This window comes from Flintibacter sp. HCN-6482 (assembly GCF_037892565.1).
GTDB classification, from domain to species: Bacteria; Bacillota; Clostridia; order Oscillospirales; family Oscillospiraceae; genus Lawsonibacter; species Lawsonibacter aceti.
Genome location: NZ_JBBKBK010000002.1, coordinates 92,288 through 109,212, shown reverse-complemented (window position 1 = coordinate 109,212; position 16,925 = coordinate 92,288). Strand labels below are relative to the sequence as shown.

Below are 16,925 nucleotides of genomic sequence, written 5' to 3'. Positions count from 1 at the left end.
ACCTCCTATACTTTCTTTTTTAGTCAGCTCATCAACGTCGTAATCCCGTTAGATGGTTGACAGGATAGTGAATCGCCTCACCTCTAGCAAAGCGGACTGCCTCCTCTGCAATCTTTCGCTTAAGTTCCTGGGCTGCCTCTTCTGAATACCACGCCATATGGGGTGTTAAAATAATGTTGTCATGCCGAAACAGCGGATGCTTTGCGGGGGCTGGCTCTTTGCTCATACAGTCTAAAGCGGCTCCCGCCAAATGACCGCTTTCGAGCGCCCAATCTAACGCCTCTTCATCCACAATCCCGCCGCGGGCCACATTGATTAAGTATGCTCCTTGTTTCATCATTTCCATTGCCGATTTATCTAGCATTCCTCTAGCCTGGTTCAGTGGGCAGTGAATCGAAATTACGTCGGATGCCTGCAATAACGTCTCCACTGTTACTGGAGTAATATACTCCGTCCTATCTTCCGCTTTGGGTGTATAATAGGGATCGTAACCCAGCACTCTCATTCCCAGCCCACTGGCTTTTCGGGCAAAGTTGCGGCCAATGCGTCCCATTCCAATTACCCCTACTGTCATAGTACTAAGTCTGCGAATTGGGATTGAGGTACGATAATCCCAGGTTCCATTTTTAGTTTGATGGTTCATCTGCGGAAGTTTACGTACCAACGCAATCATACAGCTCAAGGCATGGTCAGCCACTTCGTTCATGCCATAGTCCGGCACATTTCCCACCTGTATGCCTAGCTCCGTTGCGGCCCCCACATCAATATTGTCAGTCCCCACACCATATCGAACAACATATTTTAAATTTGGTAATCGCTCCATTACTTTTTTAGTAATTGGTGCATACTGGTTGAGTATAATATCGGCCATTTGACATTGCGCAATTAGATCCTCCTCAGTTTTGCATTGGAGAAGTGTAAATTTCATCCCCGCCTCAGCAAATACTACCTCCTCTTGAAGAGTATCTTCGTGATCACAGTCTGTTATAAAAATATTCATGATTTTTCTCTCCACATTCAACGAGCCAATTGAAGTATCTGCTTAATATCTTCAATGCCTAACGGCACAAAATTTCCAACTTTAAGCTTTCCGCCATTGGTACACTTCTCCGCCATCTCATGGATTTGTTCATCTGTTACCTGCGGGATTCCCAAGTCACGAAGATTTGTTGGCATATTGAGCTTTCGATAGAATTCCACTAGTGCCTCAATTCCCATCAATGCTGTACGCTCTGGGGCGTCATAATCCATCGGGCAACCCATAACCCGCACTGCAAATTGTGCGAAACGGCCCACGTTATGCCTGTAAACATAACGGGCCCAACTGCCCCAAATTGCCGCAAGGCCAGCTCCATGGTTCACATCAAACATGCCGCCCAATTCATGCTCAATCTTATGGCATGCAAAGTCCCCTACACGCCCTGTACCAGTCAACCCATTATGCGACAAACTACTTGCCCACATCAGCTCTGCACGGGCATTATAGTCCTTAGGATTCTTTAGCAACAATGGAGCGTTATGTAACACAGTTATCAACAAACCTTCAGAAATACGATCAATGAGTTCATTGTTTTTTTCATTTGCAAAGTACCTTTCCTGCGTATGCATCATTATGTCTACCGCCCCAGCCGCTGTCTGATATGGCGGCAGCGTAAAAGTCAGTTCTGGGTTCATTATGGCAAAGCATGGACGAGCTAAATCTGTATTGAGGGATCGCTTTAATCCCCTATCTTCGTTTGTAATAACGCAAGAGTTACTCATCTCACTACCAGCAGCGGCAATCGTCAACACCACCCCTATGGGAAGACATGCTGTCGGTCTAGCCTTTCCATCAAAGAAATCCCATATATCTTGATCCGGATTTGCTATGGCATAAGCGATGGCCTTGCTAGAATCAATTACACTTCCACCTCCCACCGCAAGCAAAAAATCTACATTTTGGCTGCAAGCGAGCTCAACGCCCTCTCTCACTTTAGTGAGCCTTGGATTTGGCTTAACCCCACCTAATGTTACATAAGCAATGCCTGCTTCTTCTAAGGAATTCTCTACTCGGTCCAAAAGCCCAGATCTCCTTGCGCTTTCCCCTCCGTAATGGATAAGCACCTTTTTCCCTCCCCGGGTTTTAATTTCTTTTCCAACTAAGGACTCGGTAGCTTTTCCAAAAATCACTTTGGTCGGTGCATAATACTCAAAATTCAGCATATTCTTCTCCTTTAAAATTCAGAGGGGGGTAACCTCACGGTTACACCCCCTCTTTTTTTATGTACCCGTGTTATACCAGTCCCTGGGTGTCGATGTCAAAGTCCCTGCAAATACCTAACAAATCGTTTACAATTGAAGGCAAAAGGGGAATGCCCTCTTGAAGCCGCTTTTCCTTCAAATTGTATTCAATTTCACCTGGCATGTATATCGTTTCGGCCTCACTTGTTTTGGGGCAGTTTTTGATATACCGTATATAGGAATCCATTCTCTCTTGAAATTGCTCTAGTGCTGTAAACTTAGAGACATCCAAGGCGGCAAAGAAGTGTCCACATCCCTGAGGTCGTTCATAACATCCGGAAAGCCCGGTTATTTCACCACCACAGTGCCCTCCAATCAATGGCCCCGTCAGGAGATCCATAATGACTGCTAAACCAAACCCCTTGTGGGCTCCCACCGGACACAACATTCCTGTTAACGCTTTCTGCGCATCAGTTGTCGGATTTCCATTGCTATCAGTGGCCCATCCTAACGGAATTTCTATGTTTTTTTTAGCCGCAATCTGAATCTTGCCATGTGCTACCTCGCTGCATGACATATCTAGTACTACAGGTGGATATACCCCTGCAGGTACGGCAATAGATAGCGGGTTATTTCCTACCATTTTAGCCGCACCGCCAGGAGGCGGCATAAGGGGAGTTGCATTGGTCGTAGAGAAACCTATCATATTGCGCCTCGTCGCCATCTGCGTATAATAAGCTACGGCCCCATAGTGATGGCTATTACGTACGCCAACACACCCCACTCCATATCGTTCCGCCTTGTTCATCGCCATCTGCATTGCATATGTGCCACACACCTGTCCAAATGTGTCGTGTCCATCCAATACGGCGACTGCCTCACGATCTTCTACAACCTCAACGGGCCTATCTGGAAAAACGACTTTATGCTGGATTCGCGCTACGTACACCGGAATACGAATTGCACCATGGCTACTGACACCACGCAGATCTGCATCCAACAGGCTATCCGCTATGATTGACGCTCGCTCATGAGAAAACCCCTGCTTTTCAAAAATTTCTATCTCGATTCGACGGAGGGTTTCAACCGGAACTATTCTTTCCTGAATCGTCTCTTTGTCCGCCATAACAGTTTCCTCTGTTCCTATTATTTTTCAATGATGTTTACCCAGGGCTATCAACTTAAATACTGCTTAAACCCTTGGAAGGTTTGGTACTGAGTCTCCAACACCTCAAGCGTCTCTTCTATGGTCAACGGTTTAGCGCTCTGGTAGGAATAATCTTCCACATCCTTGACATATTCAGCATTTGTCTCATAGATATTTTGTAGCGTATCATTGATTTTCTGGATAATGGCGGGGTCCGTCCCTTTTTGGGCCATCAGGGCAAATTTGGTATCCACGATGATGCCGTCCAGAACATCACACACGCAGGGCATGTCAGGAGCGGCGGGAATCGGATTGGCACATAGGGTAGCTAACTCTATGAAATCACCATTCTCCACATAGTCACGGCTTGAAGCATAAGAAGCAAAGGTACAGTCTATCGACCCATTTAGCAAAGCGGGCATACGGTCCACGCCATCACCAGCATCCACAATTTCTAGCTGTAGTCCCGCCGCCTTCATGGCGGCAGCTGCGGCATACAGGGCACCACCCATCGCCACGCCCATAATCACAGTATTTTCCTTAGCGTAGTCTACAAATTCCTGTAAAGTGGTGTATGGTGCATCACTGGGCACCAGTAAAACCTCACCAGAATAAGAAGAAAAAATGGAAATTGCGTCCAATGCCTCATAGTTATAGTCAGTCAACCCTGTCGCCGGATTGGCGCTGAGCGACGCAGTATTAATCGCAAGGAAGTTATACTCTGGGTCTGTGCTATTCATGATCTCATTAGCAGCTAGGGAGGCGTTTGCTCCCCCCATATTGGTCACAATAACGTTTACGCCCAGCTCCTTGCCCAAGGCATCAGCCATATACCGAGTACAGACATCTGAGTCACCGCCAGCATTATAACCTAGAACAATGTTAATATCCTTCTTAGGCCAGTCGAGTGTGTTAGATTCGTTATTACCACCACTAACACTACCTGAGCTTTGGTTTACAGAGTTGCTGGTACTACTATTTGAATTTCCCTGTTGTCCGCCGCAGCCGGTCATCGTTGTCGTCATCATCGCCAAAGCCAAAACCATTGCCAGTGCTTTTTTCATTTTCTTTTCTCCTTTTCATTTTTTATGATTTACTCAGATTTTATCTGTCAAATCCGAATTAAGCTTCAGCCTTGCTATAAGGCTTTTTGACCCGGGATCGGACAATAAAGAAGACTGCCACCACCGTTGCGACTAGGAAAGCAATTGCGATGGGATGCTCTGCCCAGCACTCAGGATCTATGGCTAAAAGTTGTGTTGAACGACGCAGATTAGTCTCCAGCATTGGGCCCAAAATAAATCCAAGAACCAGGGGCGGTTGAGGCATGTTAACTTTCCCTAATAGATATCCCACCACACCGAAAATCACTACCGCTGTCACATCAAAGACCCGATTTGAATTTCCAAAGGCCCCTATACAACACATCGCTACCACCGGAGGCAACAAAAAGTTTCTCGGAATTTTTAGTACATTTACAAAAAATTTCATTCCATAAAATTCCACAAACAGCATCATAACCGCCGCAATTAACATGGCCCCATAAATAGCGTATACCGTATCTCCATATTTTTGAAAAATCAGAGGGCCTGTGGTCACGCTGTGAATCATTAGCCCCCCTAGTAGCATGGCAGTAGCACCATCACCAGGGATTCCCAAAGTTAATAGTGGAACCATCGCACCACCAATTACCGCGTTGTTCGAAGTCTCACTGGCCACCACACCTTCCATACAACCCTTGCCATATTTCTCCGGGTTCTTGGAGCGGGACTTCTCCACACTGTAGGCCAGCAAGCCAGCGGTTCCTCCACCAATTCCAGGTAGTATTCCAATTCCAGTCCCTATCAATGCCGAGATTAACATGTTTGCAAAGTTATCCTTAAATTCTTTTAGCGTGAAACCGAAACCTTTCACCTTTTCAGTCTCGCGGATAATGATATGTTTAGGATGAACTGCTTCGTGAGCAGCGGATGCAATCTCTGTAATTGCGTACAAACCAATTAGAATTGTTAGCAGTTGGAATCCGCCCGTCAGGTTAACATTTCCAAATGTAAACCGCTTCATGCTGTCAATGGGACTTAGCCCCACAGTCGCAAACATCAAACCGAGGGTTCCTGAAAGTAAGCCTTTTATCATGTCCTTGCCCGCCAGAGCAATTACCAAGACAAGAGAGAAAATTGCTAAAGCGCAATATTCAAAGGGGCTAAATTTAATAGCAACCTTTGACAGTTGAGGAGCAATTGCCATTAAAATGAGGAGGCCTACCATTGTTCCAATAAAAGAATAAAACACACCAACACCCAGTGCCTTTTTGGCATGTCCACTTGCAGCCATTGGGGCGCCATCAAACGTTGTTGCCAGTGAAGATGGCGTCCCAGGAATATTTAGCAGAATAGCAGAAATCAACCCGCCCGAAATTCCACCAATGTAGAGCGCCATTAGTATACAAACCGCCGACTTAACATCCATCGCATAAGTCATTGGTAAGCACATAGTAATTGCCATCGTGGCTGTTAAGCCTGGAATTGCCCCAAATACAATGCCAACTGCCACACCCAACAAAATAATCAAATACATTTTTGGGTCTGTTACAACTGATAAAAACCCTTCCAAATACATACGTTTCCCCCCCTTCTTAAAATCCAAGGATACCACTCGGAAGAGGTACTGACAGCAATTTTACAAACAAATAATCTGACAATATAGAAAAAACTACAGATAAAATCAGTGCTTTAACAACCAATTTCTTATTAATTTTCTTTTGCTCAGTTAAAAGTATAATCTGAATAATTAGATATATAAAAGTCGTAAGCAGATATCCTACAGGGCGGAGAACCAAAGCATAGGCAAACAAGAGAATAAATGTTCCCAAGACAGTGTAGTGATCTGTAAACCAGCTTTTCACGCTCCTTCCTGTCCAAAGTTCTTCCCCTGATACTTTTAACCGCTTCATTTCAAAAAGGCTTCGAACAATCAAAATAAATGCCAAAACCAGCATAAGTATTGCCCATACTGTTGGAATTGTCTTGGCACTTATAAAATCACTGTTATTGCCAAATGACTGTATACCGTGTGATGCAACATAATACACGACACTGAGCAGTACAAATACTATTCCAGCAAATAAATCTCTCACACATTTTTTCATCCACTTCTCCTCCATTTCTTAAAGACTTGCCCACGGCCGATCTTTCCAATAAGGGTGGTCATATACTGACCGATCTGCTACAAAAGGCCATTTTTGGCCATGGAGTATGGTCATCATTCCTGTAATCATCATCGTACAGATCTGTTCCACCGCTCGGCTTGTCTGTGCCGCCATATGAGGCGTACAAATCAGATGAGGGGCCTTCGCTAGAGGACTATCTGTCGCCAATTTTTCACCTACAAACACATCCAAACCAGCTCCACCAATTACACCATCCCATAGGGCTTGGGCCAAATCATCTTCATTAACAATACCGCCTCGAGCACAGTTTACCAAGATTGCATCTGGCTTCATCATATTTAATTGTGACGTTGAGATTAGATTTTTCGTTTGTTCGTTGTATGGAACATGAACGGAGACTATATCTGCTGTACTGAGCACTTCCTCCATCGTATGGCAAGATTTATACCCTGCTTCTTCCAGTTTTGATGTCGGCACAAATGGATCATAGGCCTCTACCTGAAATCCCAGTCCAATACACATCTTAGCTACCATGCGTCCAATATTCCCAACTCCAATTAATCCAACAAGTTTCCCTTCAAATTCGAAAGAACGAAACTCTTGTCTAATATCCCAGTTGCCGCGTACTGTCTCGTTGTGACAAACAATCATATTTTTTGTGAGGGCTAATATCATCGCTACAGTATGCTCTGCAACAGAACGTGCATTTGCTCCTGGAGTAATAACAACTGGGATTCCCAACTCCGCCGCCGATTTTACATCAACAGTATCAAACCCTACTCCATGTCTTGCAATTACCTTTAAATTCGGGCAACCCACCATATCTTCGCGCTTAATATTTCCCTCCTTGAGCATTAAGGCATCTGCCCATTGGAGTTCAGATAAAAAGTTACAGGCATCGACTTTTTCTACTATTCTATACTCTGCCTGGCTAGCTAATGTCTTCATTGCTTCATCACATAGCTGCCGCGGCGTAATAATTACCTTATAGCTCACTCTAAAATTTATCCTCCTTTCATTTTGATGTTTCATAATATAAAACTTAGTTTCATTTTTCTATTATTATGTTACTAGCATATCATTCATTTTGTCAATGTAATTCTCTATGTATTCATTGACAAAGATTTAATTGTAATTTAGTCTATTTTGCCGAATAAATTTTAGCAACTCTTCGCTATATTGACTCATCTTTCAAATTTTATTTGCTTTTTTTGATTCATTGTTTTATAATAAGAAATGCTGTTTTGAAACATGATTTAAAATCACCTTTCTATTCCTGGAGGTAGTTATGAATCAGCCTGGAGCAACTGTTCAATCTCTTGACCGCGTATTCGATATTGTTGAAGCACTATCTAATCACGGAAATGAGCTTTCGATCTCTCAAGTATGCTCTATTACAGGTCTCCATAAAAGTACAGTACATCGAATGCTTGCCTCTTTAAAAGCCAGAGGCTATGCTGTTCAAACTTCTTCTGGCTCTTATAGGCTCACCTTCAAATTTTGCAATCTGTCACAAAAAATCATCAACAATGTTAGCGTTCTCCCTATTGTCCTCCCCCATCTTCGGGCTCTCTCCATGTCGGTTCGTGAAATTGTCCACTTTGTTATTCAGGACAACACTAACACAGTATATCTTGACCGTATAGAGCCACCCAATCATAATTATCGGAGTACTGTTAATATCGGGATGCGTCGCCCCCTTCACACTTCTGCTGGTGGAAAAATTATTTTAGCCTCACAAGGACCACAAGCCTGGGAAAATTATTGGGAGATCGCAGATAAAACTCCCATTACTCCGTATACCATTACCACCTTTGATCGGCTAGAAAGCGAACTGCAGATTTTCCAAAAGCGTCAGTATGCCACAGAAAGCGAAGAGAATACTTTGGGTTATTCTTGTGTCGCTGTATCTCTTTATGACCGTTACAATGACGCACATTATGCTATTACGCTTTCTTCATTAAAATCTCTGATGACAGAAGGTCATATTCAAGAGCTTCTTCCACTACTCTTCGATGTTAAAAAACAAATTCAAAACGATATAGGTCTTTAAGTCAACTCGGGCTAATAGATTATATTGTAAATCAAGGCGCTGGAAGCGATTAAGAGAAAAGATATTGCGAAGAGATAGATATCGCTGTAGAGAGAGCAAGAGGTATGGGCGGATGGTAGAGGCAACAACAGCACACCATGTTTGGCCGGTGGAACAGTACCCAGAATACCAGTGGTGTGAGTGGAATCTGATTGCCCTATCAGGTGAAGAACACAATGCAATGCATGACAGAGAAACTGGAGAGTTAACTGATAAAGGGGAATATTGGAAAAGAAAGATTACCCCCCATCCCCCCCAGGAAAACACCACCTAAGGGACCGGTGAGGGGAACTTTTTCCAACTCTGAGACGTTATACAGAAAAAGGGGGGAAGCCCGTGTGGGCAGTTCCCTCCTTCATCACGTTATTCCAGCTTTAGCAGCAGTTTCACGGCCTCCAAGCGTTCCCCCGGCGTGGCCTGGGGGTTATCCCTCTGATTTGGCGGAGGGCTTCTATCTGGGCCTCCTTTTCCCGCTCCCGGCGGACTCTCTCCGCCCTCTGGCGGCGCTCTTTTTTAGTCATGCTGTGCGGCCTCCTTTCCTTGCCTCCAGGCTTCCATTATCCATGCACGGCAAGCCCCTTTGGGTAGCTGATAAACTTTTCCACCGTGACAGGGAATATAATCGGATTATCCACGATGCTCCGCCTCCCTCAACGCTCTCTCGTAAGCAAGTGCCACTGTCAGGATATGGCGCATAAATTTCTCTGTATTGTTCCTATTCAGGACGCATTCGATCTCGAATCTCAATAGTTCTTTCTGGTTCATACCGCCGTCTCCATCTTTTCTAGCAGATCCTGGAGGGAACAGAGTACAAGGTTGAGGGCTGGTATATATACATCCTCCGTGCGTGCATAAAAGCACACTTCATAGTCTTTTGCGTCTTGGTGTTCTTGCTCCATATCTTCCATAATTAAGCCAAAGGTCGTTGAGATTGCTTTAAGAGAAAATCGTGCGCCGTCCATATCAATCTTTCTTACTTCCATCATATATCCTCTTTCAGTTGATTTCTAGAGGGGACTGTGGTAAGCTATCACTATAGCCCCCTCCGGGGTTACAGGCTCCTATATCCGTATAGCTTGGTCGGCGCTTCGGATAAGGGGGCTTTCCTTATGCCACGCAGAGTCTTCTCGTGGTGGTTTCTCTGGTAAATGCTTTCGCCACATCTGGAAGGGCAACAGAAAGGGCCCTGGTGTCGATTCTGGCGGTTTTTACAGACTTCCATGTCACCATACTCCCCCGCTCTCACGGCCTCAGAATCGCCCATAAACGCCTTTATAGCATCCTTGATAGATTCCGCTTCTTCCTCCGCCTCTGTAATCAGGGCTTGTAGCTGGCGCAGCTCCCGGCATTTGCTCTCTAACTCTGTGGTGCTCATCGTATTTACCTCCTTGTGTTTGCGGGTCAAGCGGCTGGCGGCTCTTAAGTCTTACTTACCTTTCTGTGTGGCTTCTATCCGGTCCAGCTCTTACGTTGTCGTTCATATTGGTTCCCCGACCTTCGCTTGTCCCTGGGGTGTTCCCTCTTGCTGTAATTATATTATAGCACTTAATCAGTGCGCTCGCAAGATGGAATATTACACATATTATTAAGTGCTTTTTTGTAATTCGGCACTTGTTAAGTATTGATTCTAGGGGTATAATGGGATCACACCGGAGGAGGTATGCCCCATTTTAGGGTACTCCTAGAGAGGAGGAACACATGGAGGACGAAAGAAAAGCTCCAAAGTACACGGAGGCGAAAAAGCGAAATAATAGGAAATGGGACGCAGCAAACCTTGACCGTGTTTCTATTGCTATGGCAAAGGGGAAAAAGGATGAAATCAAGGCTGCTGCTGCCACCGCTGGCGAGAGCATGAATCAATATATCATCAATGCAGTAGATCAGCGGATGGAGCGGGACAAGCAAGAGGGCGGGGACTAACCCCCGCCTTTTTGCTGCCTGGGCCGTCCTGCTCGTCGAAATTGAACACATGAAAAAGCGAGGGCATACACTTACCCTCGCAAAATAAAAGACGGCACCGAACACCGGCACCGCCTAATTTGTGTACTTACTTTACTTTTGGAAGCGGGAACTTGATCACATTCCCACACTCCTCTGCCCATTCCAGAAGGGCGTTTACTCCATCACGGACTTCCTCATTGGATTCCTCCAGCTTGTCCAGTCGATCAATGATGGGTTGTAATTTCTGATCGAATTTTTCATCCATCATCTGGCCGATGGCCTCTAGCAACTCCTTGTCTACCATCATCATCACTCCTTGTTCAGATTATACGGTGTCGGTATTCGGCTGTCAAGATACTCGCAGAGGCGGCGGGTTGGGCTGGTCTACGATGAATCGCTCCGTTGGCCGATTGCCCGCTCTTGCCTAGCTCCTATTTTCTTCGGTGCGTCTGGCCTGTCCCTCTTGACACTATGAATTATACTATATCGTACCCGATATATCAATAGACAGGTATAACAAATATCGTACCCAATATATGTGCAAAGTGTATATTGTACCCAATATATAAAAGTGCTATAATAGGACCATAATGGAAAGGGTATCCTTATTTTGAGGGGCCCCAGGAGGTGAGATCATGCCAGCATCGAAAGCCCAACAGAGGGCCGTTAGTAAATACATGAAGGAAAACTATGATGAAATAAAGGTCCGCATGGAAAAAGGCCAAAAGAACACTATCAAGGCCCACGCAGAGGCCCGTGGGGAGAGCGTAAACGGTTTTGTGAACCGGGCCATAGCGGAGACTATGGAGCGGGACAACGGCGCTCCTGCGGGGCCCAATAAGGAGGAATGACCTGTGGCCACGATTAAGAAGCGAGAGGGCAAGACGGGAACAAGCTACCTTATTCGGGCCTCATGTGGCTATGACACATCGGGCCGACAAGTGATGCGCTCCATGACGTGGAAACCGAAGCCAGGTATGACAGAGAAGCAGATTGAGAAGGAGCTAAATCGGCAAGCGGTCCTCTTTGATGAAAAGTGTTCGGCCCAGGGGATGGGTAACGGAAATGTCAAATTTCAGACCTTTGCGGAACAGTGGTTCAAAGAATATGCAGAGCCAAATCTCCGCCCCCGTACCGTTGCACGGCTCCACCAGTTGGAGGAGCGGACCTATACACATCCGCATTGACAAGCTGACCGCACGCCACATCCAGCGATTTATTGATAACCTGGGGGAAGATGGAATCAGCGCAAAGAGGGACCTTGCAAAACCGAAGGACGACTTATCCGCCATATTGAAGGGTAGAACTCAAAAGGACCTAGCAGAGACCAGCGGCGTTTCCCGCTCCACTATATCGTCTATGTGTCGGGGGGAGGGAGTAACCCTAACCACAGCGGAGAAGATTTCCACGGCTCTGGAAAGGTCCACAAAGGATCTGTTTACCATTCAACGGAGCAACGGAAAATTATCCCCAAAGTCTATCCAACACTATCTCTCCTTTGTGTCGTCTGTTTTGGACTACGCCTTTCGGTTTGAGATGATTTCCTCCAATCCATGCAAACGGGTAGTAATCCCTAGCGGAGAGGCCCCGGAGCGGGAATGTTATACTGTCGAGGAGGCACAAGCATTTTTGGATAGCTTGAACCATGCTCCCACCAAATACAAAGCTTTCTTTGTTCTGGCGATCTATGGTGGGTTTCGGCGTGGAGAGTTGTTGGGGCTGGAATGGGAAGATATAGACTTTCAGGCTAAAGTGGTGAAAATACGGCGGACTTCTCAATATTTACCAGGGCGTGGCACATTTACGGACGATACCAAAACTGAAAAGAGCCACCGTACTTTGAAGCTCCCGGCTCCAGTTTTCAATGTATTAAAGCGATTGCAGATTGAGCAGACACAAGACAGGCTTCGGCTGGGAGATCAGTGGCATAATTCCGGCCGCCTGTTTGTGGGTGATACAGGGGAGCCTATCCATCCCAATACGCCCTATCACTGGCTCCGGCGCTTCTGTGAGGATACAGGACAGCGATTTCTAGGTATCCACGCATTCCGTCACTTGAATGCCTCCCTGCTGATTAACAGCGGCGTGGATGTCAAAACAGTATCCGCCTCCCTGGGTCACTCCCAAGTGACAACTACGCTCAATATCTATGCCCACACTTTCGAGGAGGCACAGGCCAGAGCGAGCGAAGCTGTGGCTGACCTTCTTACCAAGAAACAGGCATAAAAAGAAGCTGTCTCCCATCATCGGAGGCAGCTTTTTCAATCCATAACGGACAAACAACGGACAAATCACCTAGTGCAAGAAAAAGTAAAACCCCGGAAGCCTTGATTTACAAGGGATTCCGAGGTTTAGAAGGTGGTGCGGCTGACGGGAGTCGAACCCGTACGCCCATACGGACACAAGCACCTCAAGCTTGCCAGTCTACCAATTCCAGCACAGCCGCAAAGAGCGGTCCAACGACCGCTTGATTATTATACTGTCCCAGCGGAGATTTGTCAACGGGATTTTTCCCACTTTAGTCCTTTTCCGCCTTCTGGGCAGCAATGGCCTCCCGCTCCTTCTTCAGTTCCTCATAGAGCTGGTGGGTATCCCACTCCTGATTGGAAGCAGTCAGAACAGCCTTCAGAGGGATCGGAGGCAGCTTTGCCAGACGGATAACCTCCAGCACCTGGTTGAGCAGAGCGTTGTTCAGTCCGCAAAAAACCAGCATAGCTTCTGGAAGCGCCTCACTCATTTCTCCGCCCTCTCCTCTACCAGCAGCCAGATCAGACAGAGCTATGTGGTAACGGTCCGGCTCTACTACCCGCATCCGCAGCCGCAGCATGGCGAAAATCTGCCGCAGCTTAGAAAACTCCGGTCCGGAGAGGTTGTACATCAGGATAGTACCTGCGTTTCCTACACGCTTCATATCAAAAATCCTTTCCATGCCGGCACGGGGTTCGCCGCGCCGGGTCGTTTCTGATTCAGACTGCCTCCAGGGCCTGCTCGATGTCAGCGATCAGGTCGGCCGCGTCCTCGATGCCGCAGGACATCCGCACCAGGTCCGGGGTGATCCCAGCGGCGGCCAGCTCCTGGTCGTTCATCTGCCGGTGGGTGGCGGAGGCGGGATGGAGGCAGCAGGTCCGGGCGTCAGCCACATGGGTCTCGATGGCAGCCAGCTTCAGGTGCTTCATAAAGGTTTCAGCCGCCTTGCGTCCGCCCTTGACTCCGAAGGATACCACACCGCAGGTCCCGTTGGGCATGTACTTTTTGGCGACCTCATAATACTTGTCCCCCTCTAGGCCGGGGTAGGTGACAAAGCTGACCTTGGGGTGGTCCTTCAAAAACCTGGCCACAGCCAGACCGTTCTCACAGTGGCGGGCCATACGGACGTGGAGGCTCTCCAATCCCAGATTCAGCAGGAAGGCGTTCTGGGGGGACTGGATGGAGCCAAAGTCCCGCATCAGCTGGGCGGTACACTTGGTAATAAACGCGCCTGCCTGCCCGAACTTCTCGGCGTAGGTGATGCCGTGGTAGCTGTCGTCCGGGGTGGTCAGGCCAGGGAACTTCTCAGCGTGGGCCATCCAGTCAAAATTGCCGCTGTCCACAATGGCGCCGCCCACAGCCGCTCCGTGGCCGTCCATATACTTGGTGGTAGAGTGGGTGACGATGTCACACCCCCACTCGAAGGGGCGGCAGTTGACTGGAGTGGCGAAGGTGTTATCCATGATGAGGGGCACACCGTGGGCATGGGCCGCCTTGGCGAACCGCTGGATGTCCAGCACGGTGAGGGCGGGATTGGCGATAGTCTCGCCGAACACTGCTTTGGTATTGGGCCGGAAGGCGGCCTCCAACTCCTCGTCAGAGCAGTCTGGCTCTACAAAGGTAAAGTCAATGCCCATCTTCCGCATAGTTACGTGGAACAGGTTATAGGTACCGCCATAGATGGTGGAGGAGGCAACGATATGGTCGCCGCAGTTGGCGATATTGAAGATGGCGTAGAAGTTGGCCGCCTGACCAGAGGAGGTGAGCATGGCGGCAGTTCCCCCCTCCAGCTCACAGATCTTGGCGGCAACATAGTCGTTGGTCGGGTTTTGCAGCCGAGTATAAAAATAACCACTGGCCTCCAGGTCAAAGAGCTTGCCCATGTCCTCGCTGGTGGCGTACTTAAAAGTAGTAGACTGGACAATGGGGATCTGCCGGGGCTCTCCGTTTCCAGGGGTATAGCCGCCCTGGACACACTTGGTATTGATTTGATAATCACTCATAAAATTTCCTTCTTTCTTATGGGGCATGGCGGACAGGACCGCCCCAACATCTGGGGGATAGTTAAGCTTACCCTCCCGTCCGCGATTTGTCAAGTAGCCGAATCGGCCCCCTCCATCAGTTCTTCGGTCAGTACCGCCTCCCCAGCCTGAAGGAGCTGGTGGCTACGGTAGCTGGAGGTGTGACCCTCTGAACGTATCTCTACCCACTCTACGCCCTCTAATTGTGACAGGGTAAGGACGATGCAGTAGTCGGCAAGCGTCAGGGCCATATCGGTCAGTCCCCCGTATTGCTCTGACAGATAGACAGTGACCGTTTCACCCTCCCGCTCCCAGGAGCGCAGAGCTACTCCTCTGGGGAATGGGGAGCGCAGTCCCTCCTGTGAGGGACCAGACAGCAGAGCCAGAAGCAAGTCTTCCGGGGTGGGCCGTCCACGGTCCTCCGGCCAGTCCAGGGGCTGGGTATCCAGTGCCGGCCCGTGTCCTACCCCACTGCTCACGGCGAAATAGAGCTCATACTCTCCCTTCTCTTCCCCGCCGCTCCCGCAGCCCGGCAGCAGGCGCAAAGCAAGAAGGAGTACCAAAGCCAGAGCGAGGGTCCTTCTCATCCTTCTCCCTCCTCGTCCCGGTCCGGCTGGGCGGTATACTGGGGGAATCCCACGGTAAAGAGGGTCCCCTCTGGGTGGCGGGGCCTAGCAGTAATCCAGCCCCCGTGACGGCGGACCGTGTCCCGTGCGATGGACAGGCCCAGTCCGGTCCCGCCGGCCGCCCGGGAACGGGCCTTATCCACCCGGTAGAAGCGGTTGAATATCTTGGGCAGGTCCTCCTCCGGGATACCTACCCCCGTATCCCCCACCTCAAGCAGGACCTGGTCTGTGTCCCGGTAGACTGACACAAAGACCTTACCGCCTGGGAAATTGTATTTCACGGCATTTTCGATCAGATTGAAACAGATTTGATACAGGTCGTCCCCTGTGCTTCGGACCACACAGTCCGCCTTCAGGTCCTTCTCGATGGTCACACCGGCAGCGTCAGCCACAGGAAGGAGCATAGACACCGCCCGGTCTGCCACTTGGGACAGGTCCACTGGCTCAGTCTGTCCAGCAGGCAGGCTGTCCAACCTGGTCAATGCCAGTAAATGCTCAGTGATGCGGGTCAGTCGGTCTGCCTCCGCGCCGATATCAGAGACAAACTCCCTTGCTGTGTCACGGTCAATCTGGTCGTTCTGGAGGATGGAATCCGCCAGTAGACGGATGGAGGCCAGCGGTGTTTTCAATTCATGGCTGGCGTCAGACACAAAACGGCGGCGGACCTCCTCCGTGGTCTGGAGCCGGTCGGTCAGCTGGTTGAACTCCTCAGCCATCTGGGCCATCTCGTCCCGCCCCTCGATCTGAAGCCGGTGGCCGTACTCCCCTTCGCCCACAATGCGGATGGCCCGCAGGAGGGCGGCGATCCGGGCGGTAAGCATCTTGGAGAAAAATGTGGACATGACCAGGGTGGCCGCGGCGATGACCAGTGAAATGGTGCGCAGGTTCTGCTGTAGGCTGCTCAAAAGCTGCCCCTGGGCCGCGTCTACCTCCAGAATATAGATGGAACCGATGATCATGCCCCGGTAGACGATGGGGGAGGCGGCGGTTGAGGTAAACACATCGTTCTCATAGCGGGAGTAGAACACATCCTTCCCCCGCAGCGCCCCCACCACCTCCTGGTAGAGGGCATACCGGTAGTGTGGTTCCTCTGGCTCCTCCTGGTTCTCCTGGTCCTTCTCCCCCGCCTCCAGGCTGTCATAGAGGATCAGACCTGCCGGATCAGTAACCAGGATACGGGACAGCCCCATGTTGTCCAGCATATTCATTACCCTGGCCACCTGGTCGGCGGAGAGAGACTCCAGCTCCATGAGAGCGGAGGCCATCACCGCCGTCTGGCTCTTCAGCGAGTCCCGTTTGGAGGTAAAGAGGAGATCTTGGGAGGCGATGACCGGATAGGTATTCAGCAGCACCAGCACCACGGCGAAAATGACCAGGTAGCTCATGGCATACTTGACCTGAAGAGAGGCAAAAAACGGCACAGTCTTGCCCGGCTTCTTCTGCTGCGGCCCCGCCATTTTGT

21 protein-coding genes and 1 tRNA gene are annotated in these 16,925 nt (G+C 48.9%); 6 read left to right on the top strand and 16 right to left on the bottom strand.

Going from position 1 to position 16,925, the window contains the following annotated elements:
- Positions 1-31: 31 nt before the first annotated feature.
- From WKS99_RS05545 to WKS99_RS05515, 7 genes are all read right to left on the bottom strand, one after another.
- Positions 32-1,000, bottom strand: a complete 969-nt coding sequence (locus WKS99_RS05545; protein WP_340405479.1) for a C-terminal binding protein — start codon at positions 998-1,000, stop codon at positions 32-34.
- A 17-nt stretch (positions 1,001-1,017) separates the two neighbouring features.
- On the bottom strand, positions 1,018-2,202 hold the full coding sequence (locus WKS99_RS05540) for an iron-containing alcohol dehydrogenase (protein ID WP_340405478.1): 1,185 nt from the start codon (positions 2,200-2,202) through the stop codon (positions 1,018-1,020).
- Positions 2,203-2,272: 70 nt separating this feature from the next.
- Positions 2,273-3,346 carry an Ldh family oxidoreductase gene (locus WKS99_RS05535; RefSeq protein WP_340405477.1) on the bottom strand — a complete coding sequence of 358 codons (1,074 nt, stop codon included), beginning with the start codon at positions 3,344-3,346 and terminating at the stop codon, positions 2,273-2,275.
- Between the two features lie 50 nt (positions 3,347-3,396).
- The gene (locus WKS99_RS05530) at positions 3,397-4,431 is read right to left on the bottom strand and encodes a tripartite tricarboxylate transporter substrate-binding protein (protein WP_340405476.1); all 1,035 of its coding nucleotides are present in this window, start codon (positions 4,429-4,431) and stop codon (positions 3,397-3,399) included.
- Between the two features lie 58 nt (positions 4,432-4,489).
- Positions 4,490-5,986, bottom strand: coding sequence for a tripartite tricarboxylate transporter permease (locus WKS99_RS05525; protein ID WP_340405475.1), 1,497 nt, complete (start codon positions 5,984-5,986; stop codon positions 4,490-4,492).
- A 16-nt stretch (positions 5,987-6,002) separates the two neighbouring features.
- Positions 6,003-6,515: a tripartite tricarboxylate transporter TctB family protein gene (locus WKS99_RS05520; RefSeq protein WP_340405474.1), complete on the bottom strand. Its 513-nt coding sequence runs from the start codon at positions 6,513-6,515 to the stop codon at positions 6,003-6,005.
- Positions 6,516-6,533: 18 nt separating this feature from the next.
- Positions 6,534-7,532 (bottom strand): hydroxyacid dehydrogenase, encoded by a 999-nt coding sequence (locus tag WKS99_RS05515; protein ID WP_340405473.1) that lies wholly within the window; start codon positions 7,530-7,532, stop codon positions 6,534-6,536.
- Between the two features lie 292 nt (positions 7,533-7,824).
- On the opposite strand from WKS99_RS05515, the gene WKS99_RS05510 reads away from it, so the two are divergent.
- On the top strand, positions 7,825-8,589 hold the full coding sequence (locus tag WKS99_RS05510; protein ID WP_340405472.1) for an IclR family transcriptional regulator: 765 nt from the start codon (positions 7,825-7,827) through the stop codon (positions 8,587-8,589).
- Between the two features lie 112 nt (positions 8,590-8,701).
- A complete protein-coding gene (locus tag WKS99_RS05505; protein ID WP_340405471.1) occupies positions 8,702-8,902 on the top strand; it encodes a hypothetical protein in 201 nt (66 codons plus the stop codon).
- A gap of 112 nt (positions 8,903-9,014) precedes the next feature.
- On the opposite strand, the gene WKS99_RS05500 is transcribed toward WKS99_RS05505, so the two are convergent.
- From WKS99_RS05500 to WKS99_RS05490, 3 genes are all read right to left on the bottom strand, one after another.
- Entirely contained in the window at positions 9,015-9,149 is a 135-nt protein-coding gene (locus WKS99_RS05500) for a hypothetical protein (protein ID WP_340405470.1), read from the bottom strand.
- A gap of 240 nt (positions 9,150-9,389) precedes the next feature.
- Entirely contained in the window at positions 9,390-9,611 is a 222-nt protein-coding gene (locus tag WKS99_RS05495; RefSeq protein ID WP_340405469.1) for a hypothetical protein, read from the bottom strand.
- 68 nt (positions 9,612-9,679) lie between these two features.
- The gene (locus WKS99_RS05490; RefSeq protein ID WP_340405468.1) at positions 9,680-10,003 is read right to left on the bottom strand and encodes a hypothetical protein; all 324 of its coding nucleotides are present in this window, start codon (positions 10,001-10,003) and stop codon (positions 9,680-9,682) included.
- Between the two features lie 323 nt (positions 10,004-10,326).
- On the opposite strand from WKS99_RS05490, the gene WKS99_RS05485 reads away from it, so the two are divergent.
- A complete protein-coding gene (locus WKS99_RS05485) occupies positions 10,327-10,548 on the top strand; it encodes a hypothetical protein (protein ID WP_340405467.1) in 222 nt (73 codons plus the stop codon).
- 127 nt (positions 10,549-10,675) lie between these two features.
- Here WKS99_RS05485 and WKS99_RS05480 read toward each other — a convergent pair whose 3' ends face one another.
- Positions 10,676-10,873, bottom strand: coding sequence for a hypothetical protein (locus WKS99_RS05480; RefSeq protein WP_050622681.1), 198 nt, complete (start codon positions 10,871-10,873; stop codon positions 10,676-10,678).
- A gap of 331 nt (positions 10,874-11,204) precedes the next feature.
- Here WKS99_RS05480 and WKS99_RS05475 point away from each other — a divergent pair, with 331 nt between their 5' ends.
- From WKS99_RS05475 to WKS99_RS05465, 3 genes are read left to right on the top strand one after another with little or no spacing between them, the layout of a single operon-like run.
- Positions 11,205-11,420, top strand: coding sequence for an ABC transporter ATP-binding protein (locus tag WKS99_RS05475; RefSeq protein WP_340405466.1), 216 nt, complete (start codon positions 11,205-11,207; stop codon positions 11,418-11,420).
- A 3-nt stretch (positions 11,421-11,423) separates the two neighbouring features.
- Positions 11,424-11,756: a hypothetical protein gene (locus WKS99_RS05470; RefSeq protein ID WP_340405465.1), complete on the top strand. Its 333-nt coding sequence runs from the start codon at positions 11,424-11,426 to the stop codon at positions 11,754-11,756.
- Positions 11,677-12,795 carry a tyrosine-type recombinase/integrase gene (locus WKS99_RS05465; protein WP_340405464.1) on the top strand — a complete coding sequence of 373 codons (1,119 nt, stop codon included), beginning with the start codon at positions 11,677-11,679 and terminating at the stop codon, positions 12,793-12,795. Before WKS99_RS05470 ends, WKS99_RS05465 begins: the two co-directional genes overlap by 80 nt.
- 133 nt (positions 12,796-12,928) lie before the next feature.
- Here WKS99_RS05465 and WKS99_RS05460 read toward each other — a convergent pair.
- The 5 genes from WKS99_RS05460 to WKS99_RS05440 all read right to left on the bottom strand — a co-directional run bounded on the left by WKS99_RS05460 (position 12,929) and on the right by WKS99_RS05440 (position 16,920).
- Positions 12,929-13,015: transfer RNA gene (locus WKS99_RS05460), tRNA-Leu, on the bottom strand.
- 72 nt (positions 13,016-13,087) lie between these two features.
- The gene (locus WKS99_RS05455) at positions 13,088-13,480 is read right to left on the bottom strand and encodes a DUF3783 domain-containing protein (protein WP_186851937.1); all 393 of its coding nucleotides are present in this window, start codon (positions 13,478-13,480) and stop codon (positions 13,088-13,090) included.
- 55 nt (positions 13,481-13,535) lie between these two features.
- A complete protein-coding gene (locus WKS99_RS05450; protein ID WP_147571487.1) occupies positions 13,536-14,819 on the bottom strand; it encodes an O-acetylhomoserine aminocarboxypropyltransferase/cysteine synthase family protein in 1,284 nt (427 codons plus the stop codon).
- A gap of 89 nt (positions 14,820-14,908) precedes the next feature.
- Complete coding sequence (locus WKS99_RS05445) at positions 14,909-15,424, bottom strand: GerMN domain-containing protein (protein WP_186851936.1); 516 nt, start codon at positions 15,422-15,424, stop codon at positions 14,909-14,911.
- A complete protein-coding gene (locus WKS99_RS05440) occupies positions 15,421-16,920 on the bottom strand; it encodes a sensor histidine kinase (protein WP_147571492.1) in 1,500 nt (499 codons plus the stop codon). Before WKS99_RS05440 ends, WKS99_RS05445 begins: the two co-directional genes overlap by 4 nt.
- Positions 16,921-16,925 lie beyond the last annotated feature (5 nt).

Excerpts from the sequence above, each read along its gene's own strand:
- WKS99_RS05545 (WP_340405479.1), bottom strand. The coding sequence starts at position 1,000 with ATGAATATTTTTATAACAGACTGTGATCACGAAGATACTCTTCAAGAG.
- WKS99_RS05540 (WP_340405478.1), bottom strand. The coding sequence starts at position 2,202 with ATGCTGAATTTTGAGTATTATGCACCGACCAAAGTGATTTTTGGAAAA.
- WKS99_RS05535 (WP_340405477.1), bottom strand. The coding sequence starts at position 3,346 with ATGGCGGACAAAGAGACGATTCAGGAAAGAATAGTTCCGGTTGAAACC.
- WKS99_RS05530 (WP_340405476.1), bottom strand. The coding sequence starts at position 4,431 with ATGAAAAAAGCACTGGCAATGGTTTTGGCTTTGGCGATGATGACGACA.
- WKS99_RS05525 (WP_340405475.1), bottom strand. The coding sequence starts at position 5,986 with ATGTATTTGGAAGGGTTTTTATCAGTTGTAACAGACCCAAAAATGTAT.
- WKS99_RS05520 (WP_340405474.1), bottom strand. The coding sequence starts at position 6,515 with ATGAAAAAATGTGTGAGAGATTTATTTGCTGGAATAGTATTTGTACTG.
- WKS99_RS05510 (WP_340405472.1), top strand. The coding sequence starts at position 7,825 with ATGAATCAGCCTGGAGCAACTGTTCAATCTCTTGACCGCGTATTCGAT.
- WKS99_RS05505 (WP_340405471.1), top strand. The coding sequence starts at position 8,702 with ATGGTAGAGGCAACAACAGCACACCATGTTTGGCCGGTGGAACAGTAC.
- WKS99_RS05500 (WP_340405470.1), bottom strand. The coding sequence starts at position 9,149 with ATGACTAAAAAAGAGCGCCGCCAGAGGGCGGAGAGAGTCCGCCGGGAG.
- WKS99_RS05495 (WP_340405469.1), bottom strand. The coding sequence starts at position 9,611 with ATGGAAGTAAGAAAGATTGATATGGACGGCGCACGATTTTCTCTTAAA.
- WKS99_RS05490 (WP_340405468.1), bottom strand. The coding sequence starts at position 10,003 with ATGAGCACCACAGAGTTAGAGAGCAAATGCCGGGAGCTGCGCCAGCTA.
- WKS99_RS05485 (WP_340405467.1), top strand. The coding sequence starts at position 10,327 with ATGGAGGACGAAAGAAAAGCTCCAAAGTACACGGAGGCGAAAAAGCGA.
- WKS99_RS05480 (WP_050622681.1), bottom strand. The coding sequence starts at position 10,873 with ATGGTAGACAAGGAGTTGCTAGAGGCCATCGGCCAGATGATGGATGAA.
- WKS99_RS05475 (WP_340405466.1), top strand. The coding sequence starts at position 11,205 with ATGCCAGCATCGAAAGCCCAACAGAGGGCCGTTAGTAAATACATGAAG.
- WKS99_RS05465 (WP_340405464.1), top strand. The coding sequence starts at position 11,677 with ATGCAGAGCCAAATCTCCGCCCCCGTACCGTTGCACGGCTCCACCAGT.
- WKS99_RS05455 (WP_186851937.1), bottom strand. The coding sequence starts at position 13,480 with ATGAAGCGTGTAGGAAACGCAGGTACTATCCTGATGTACAACCTCTCC.
- WKS99_RS05450 (WP_147571487.1), bottom strand. The coding sequence starts at position 14,819 with ATGAGTGATTATCAAATCAATACCAAGTGTGTCCAGGGCGGCTATACC.
- WKS99_RS05445 (WP_186851936.1), bottom strand. The coding sequence starts at position 15,424 with ATGAGAAGGACCCTCGCTCTGGCTTTGGTACTCCTTCTTGCTTTGCGC.
- WKS99_RS05440 (WP_147571492.1), bottom strand. The coding sequence starts at position 16,920 with ATGGCGGGGCCGCAGCAGAAGAAGCCGGGCAAGACTGTGCCGTTTTTT.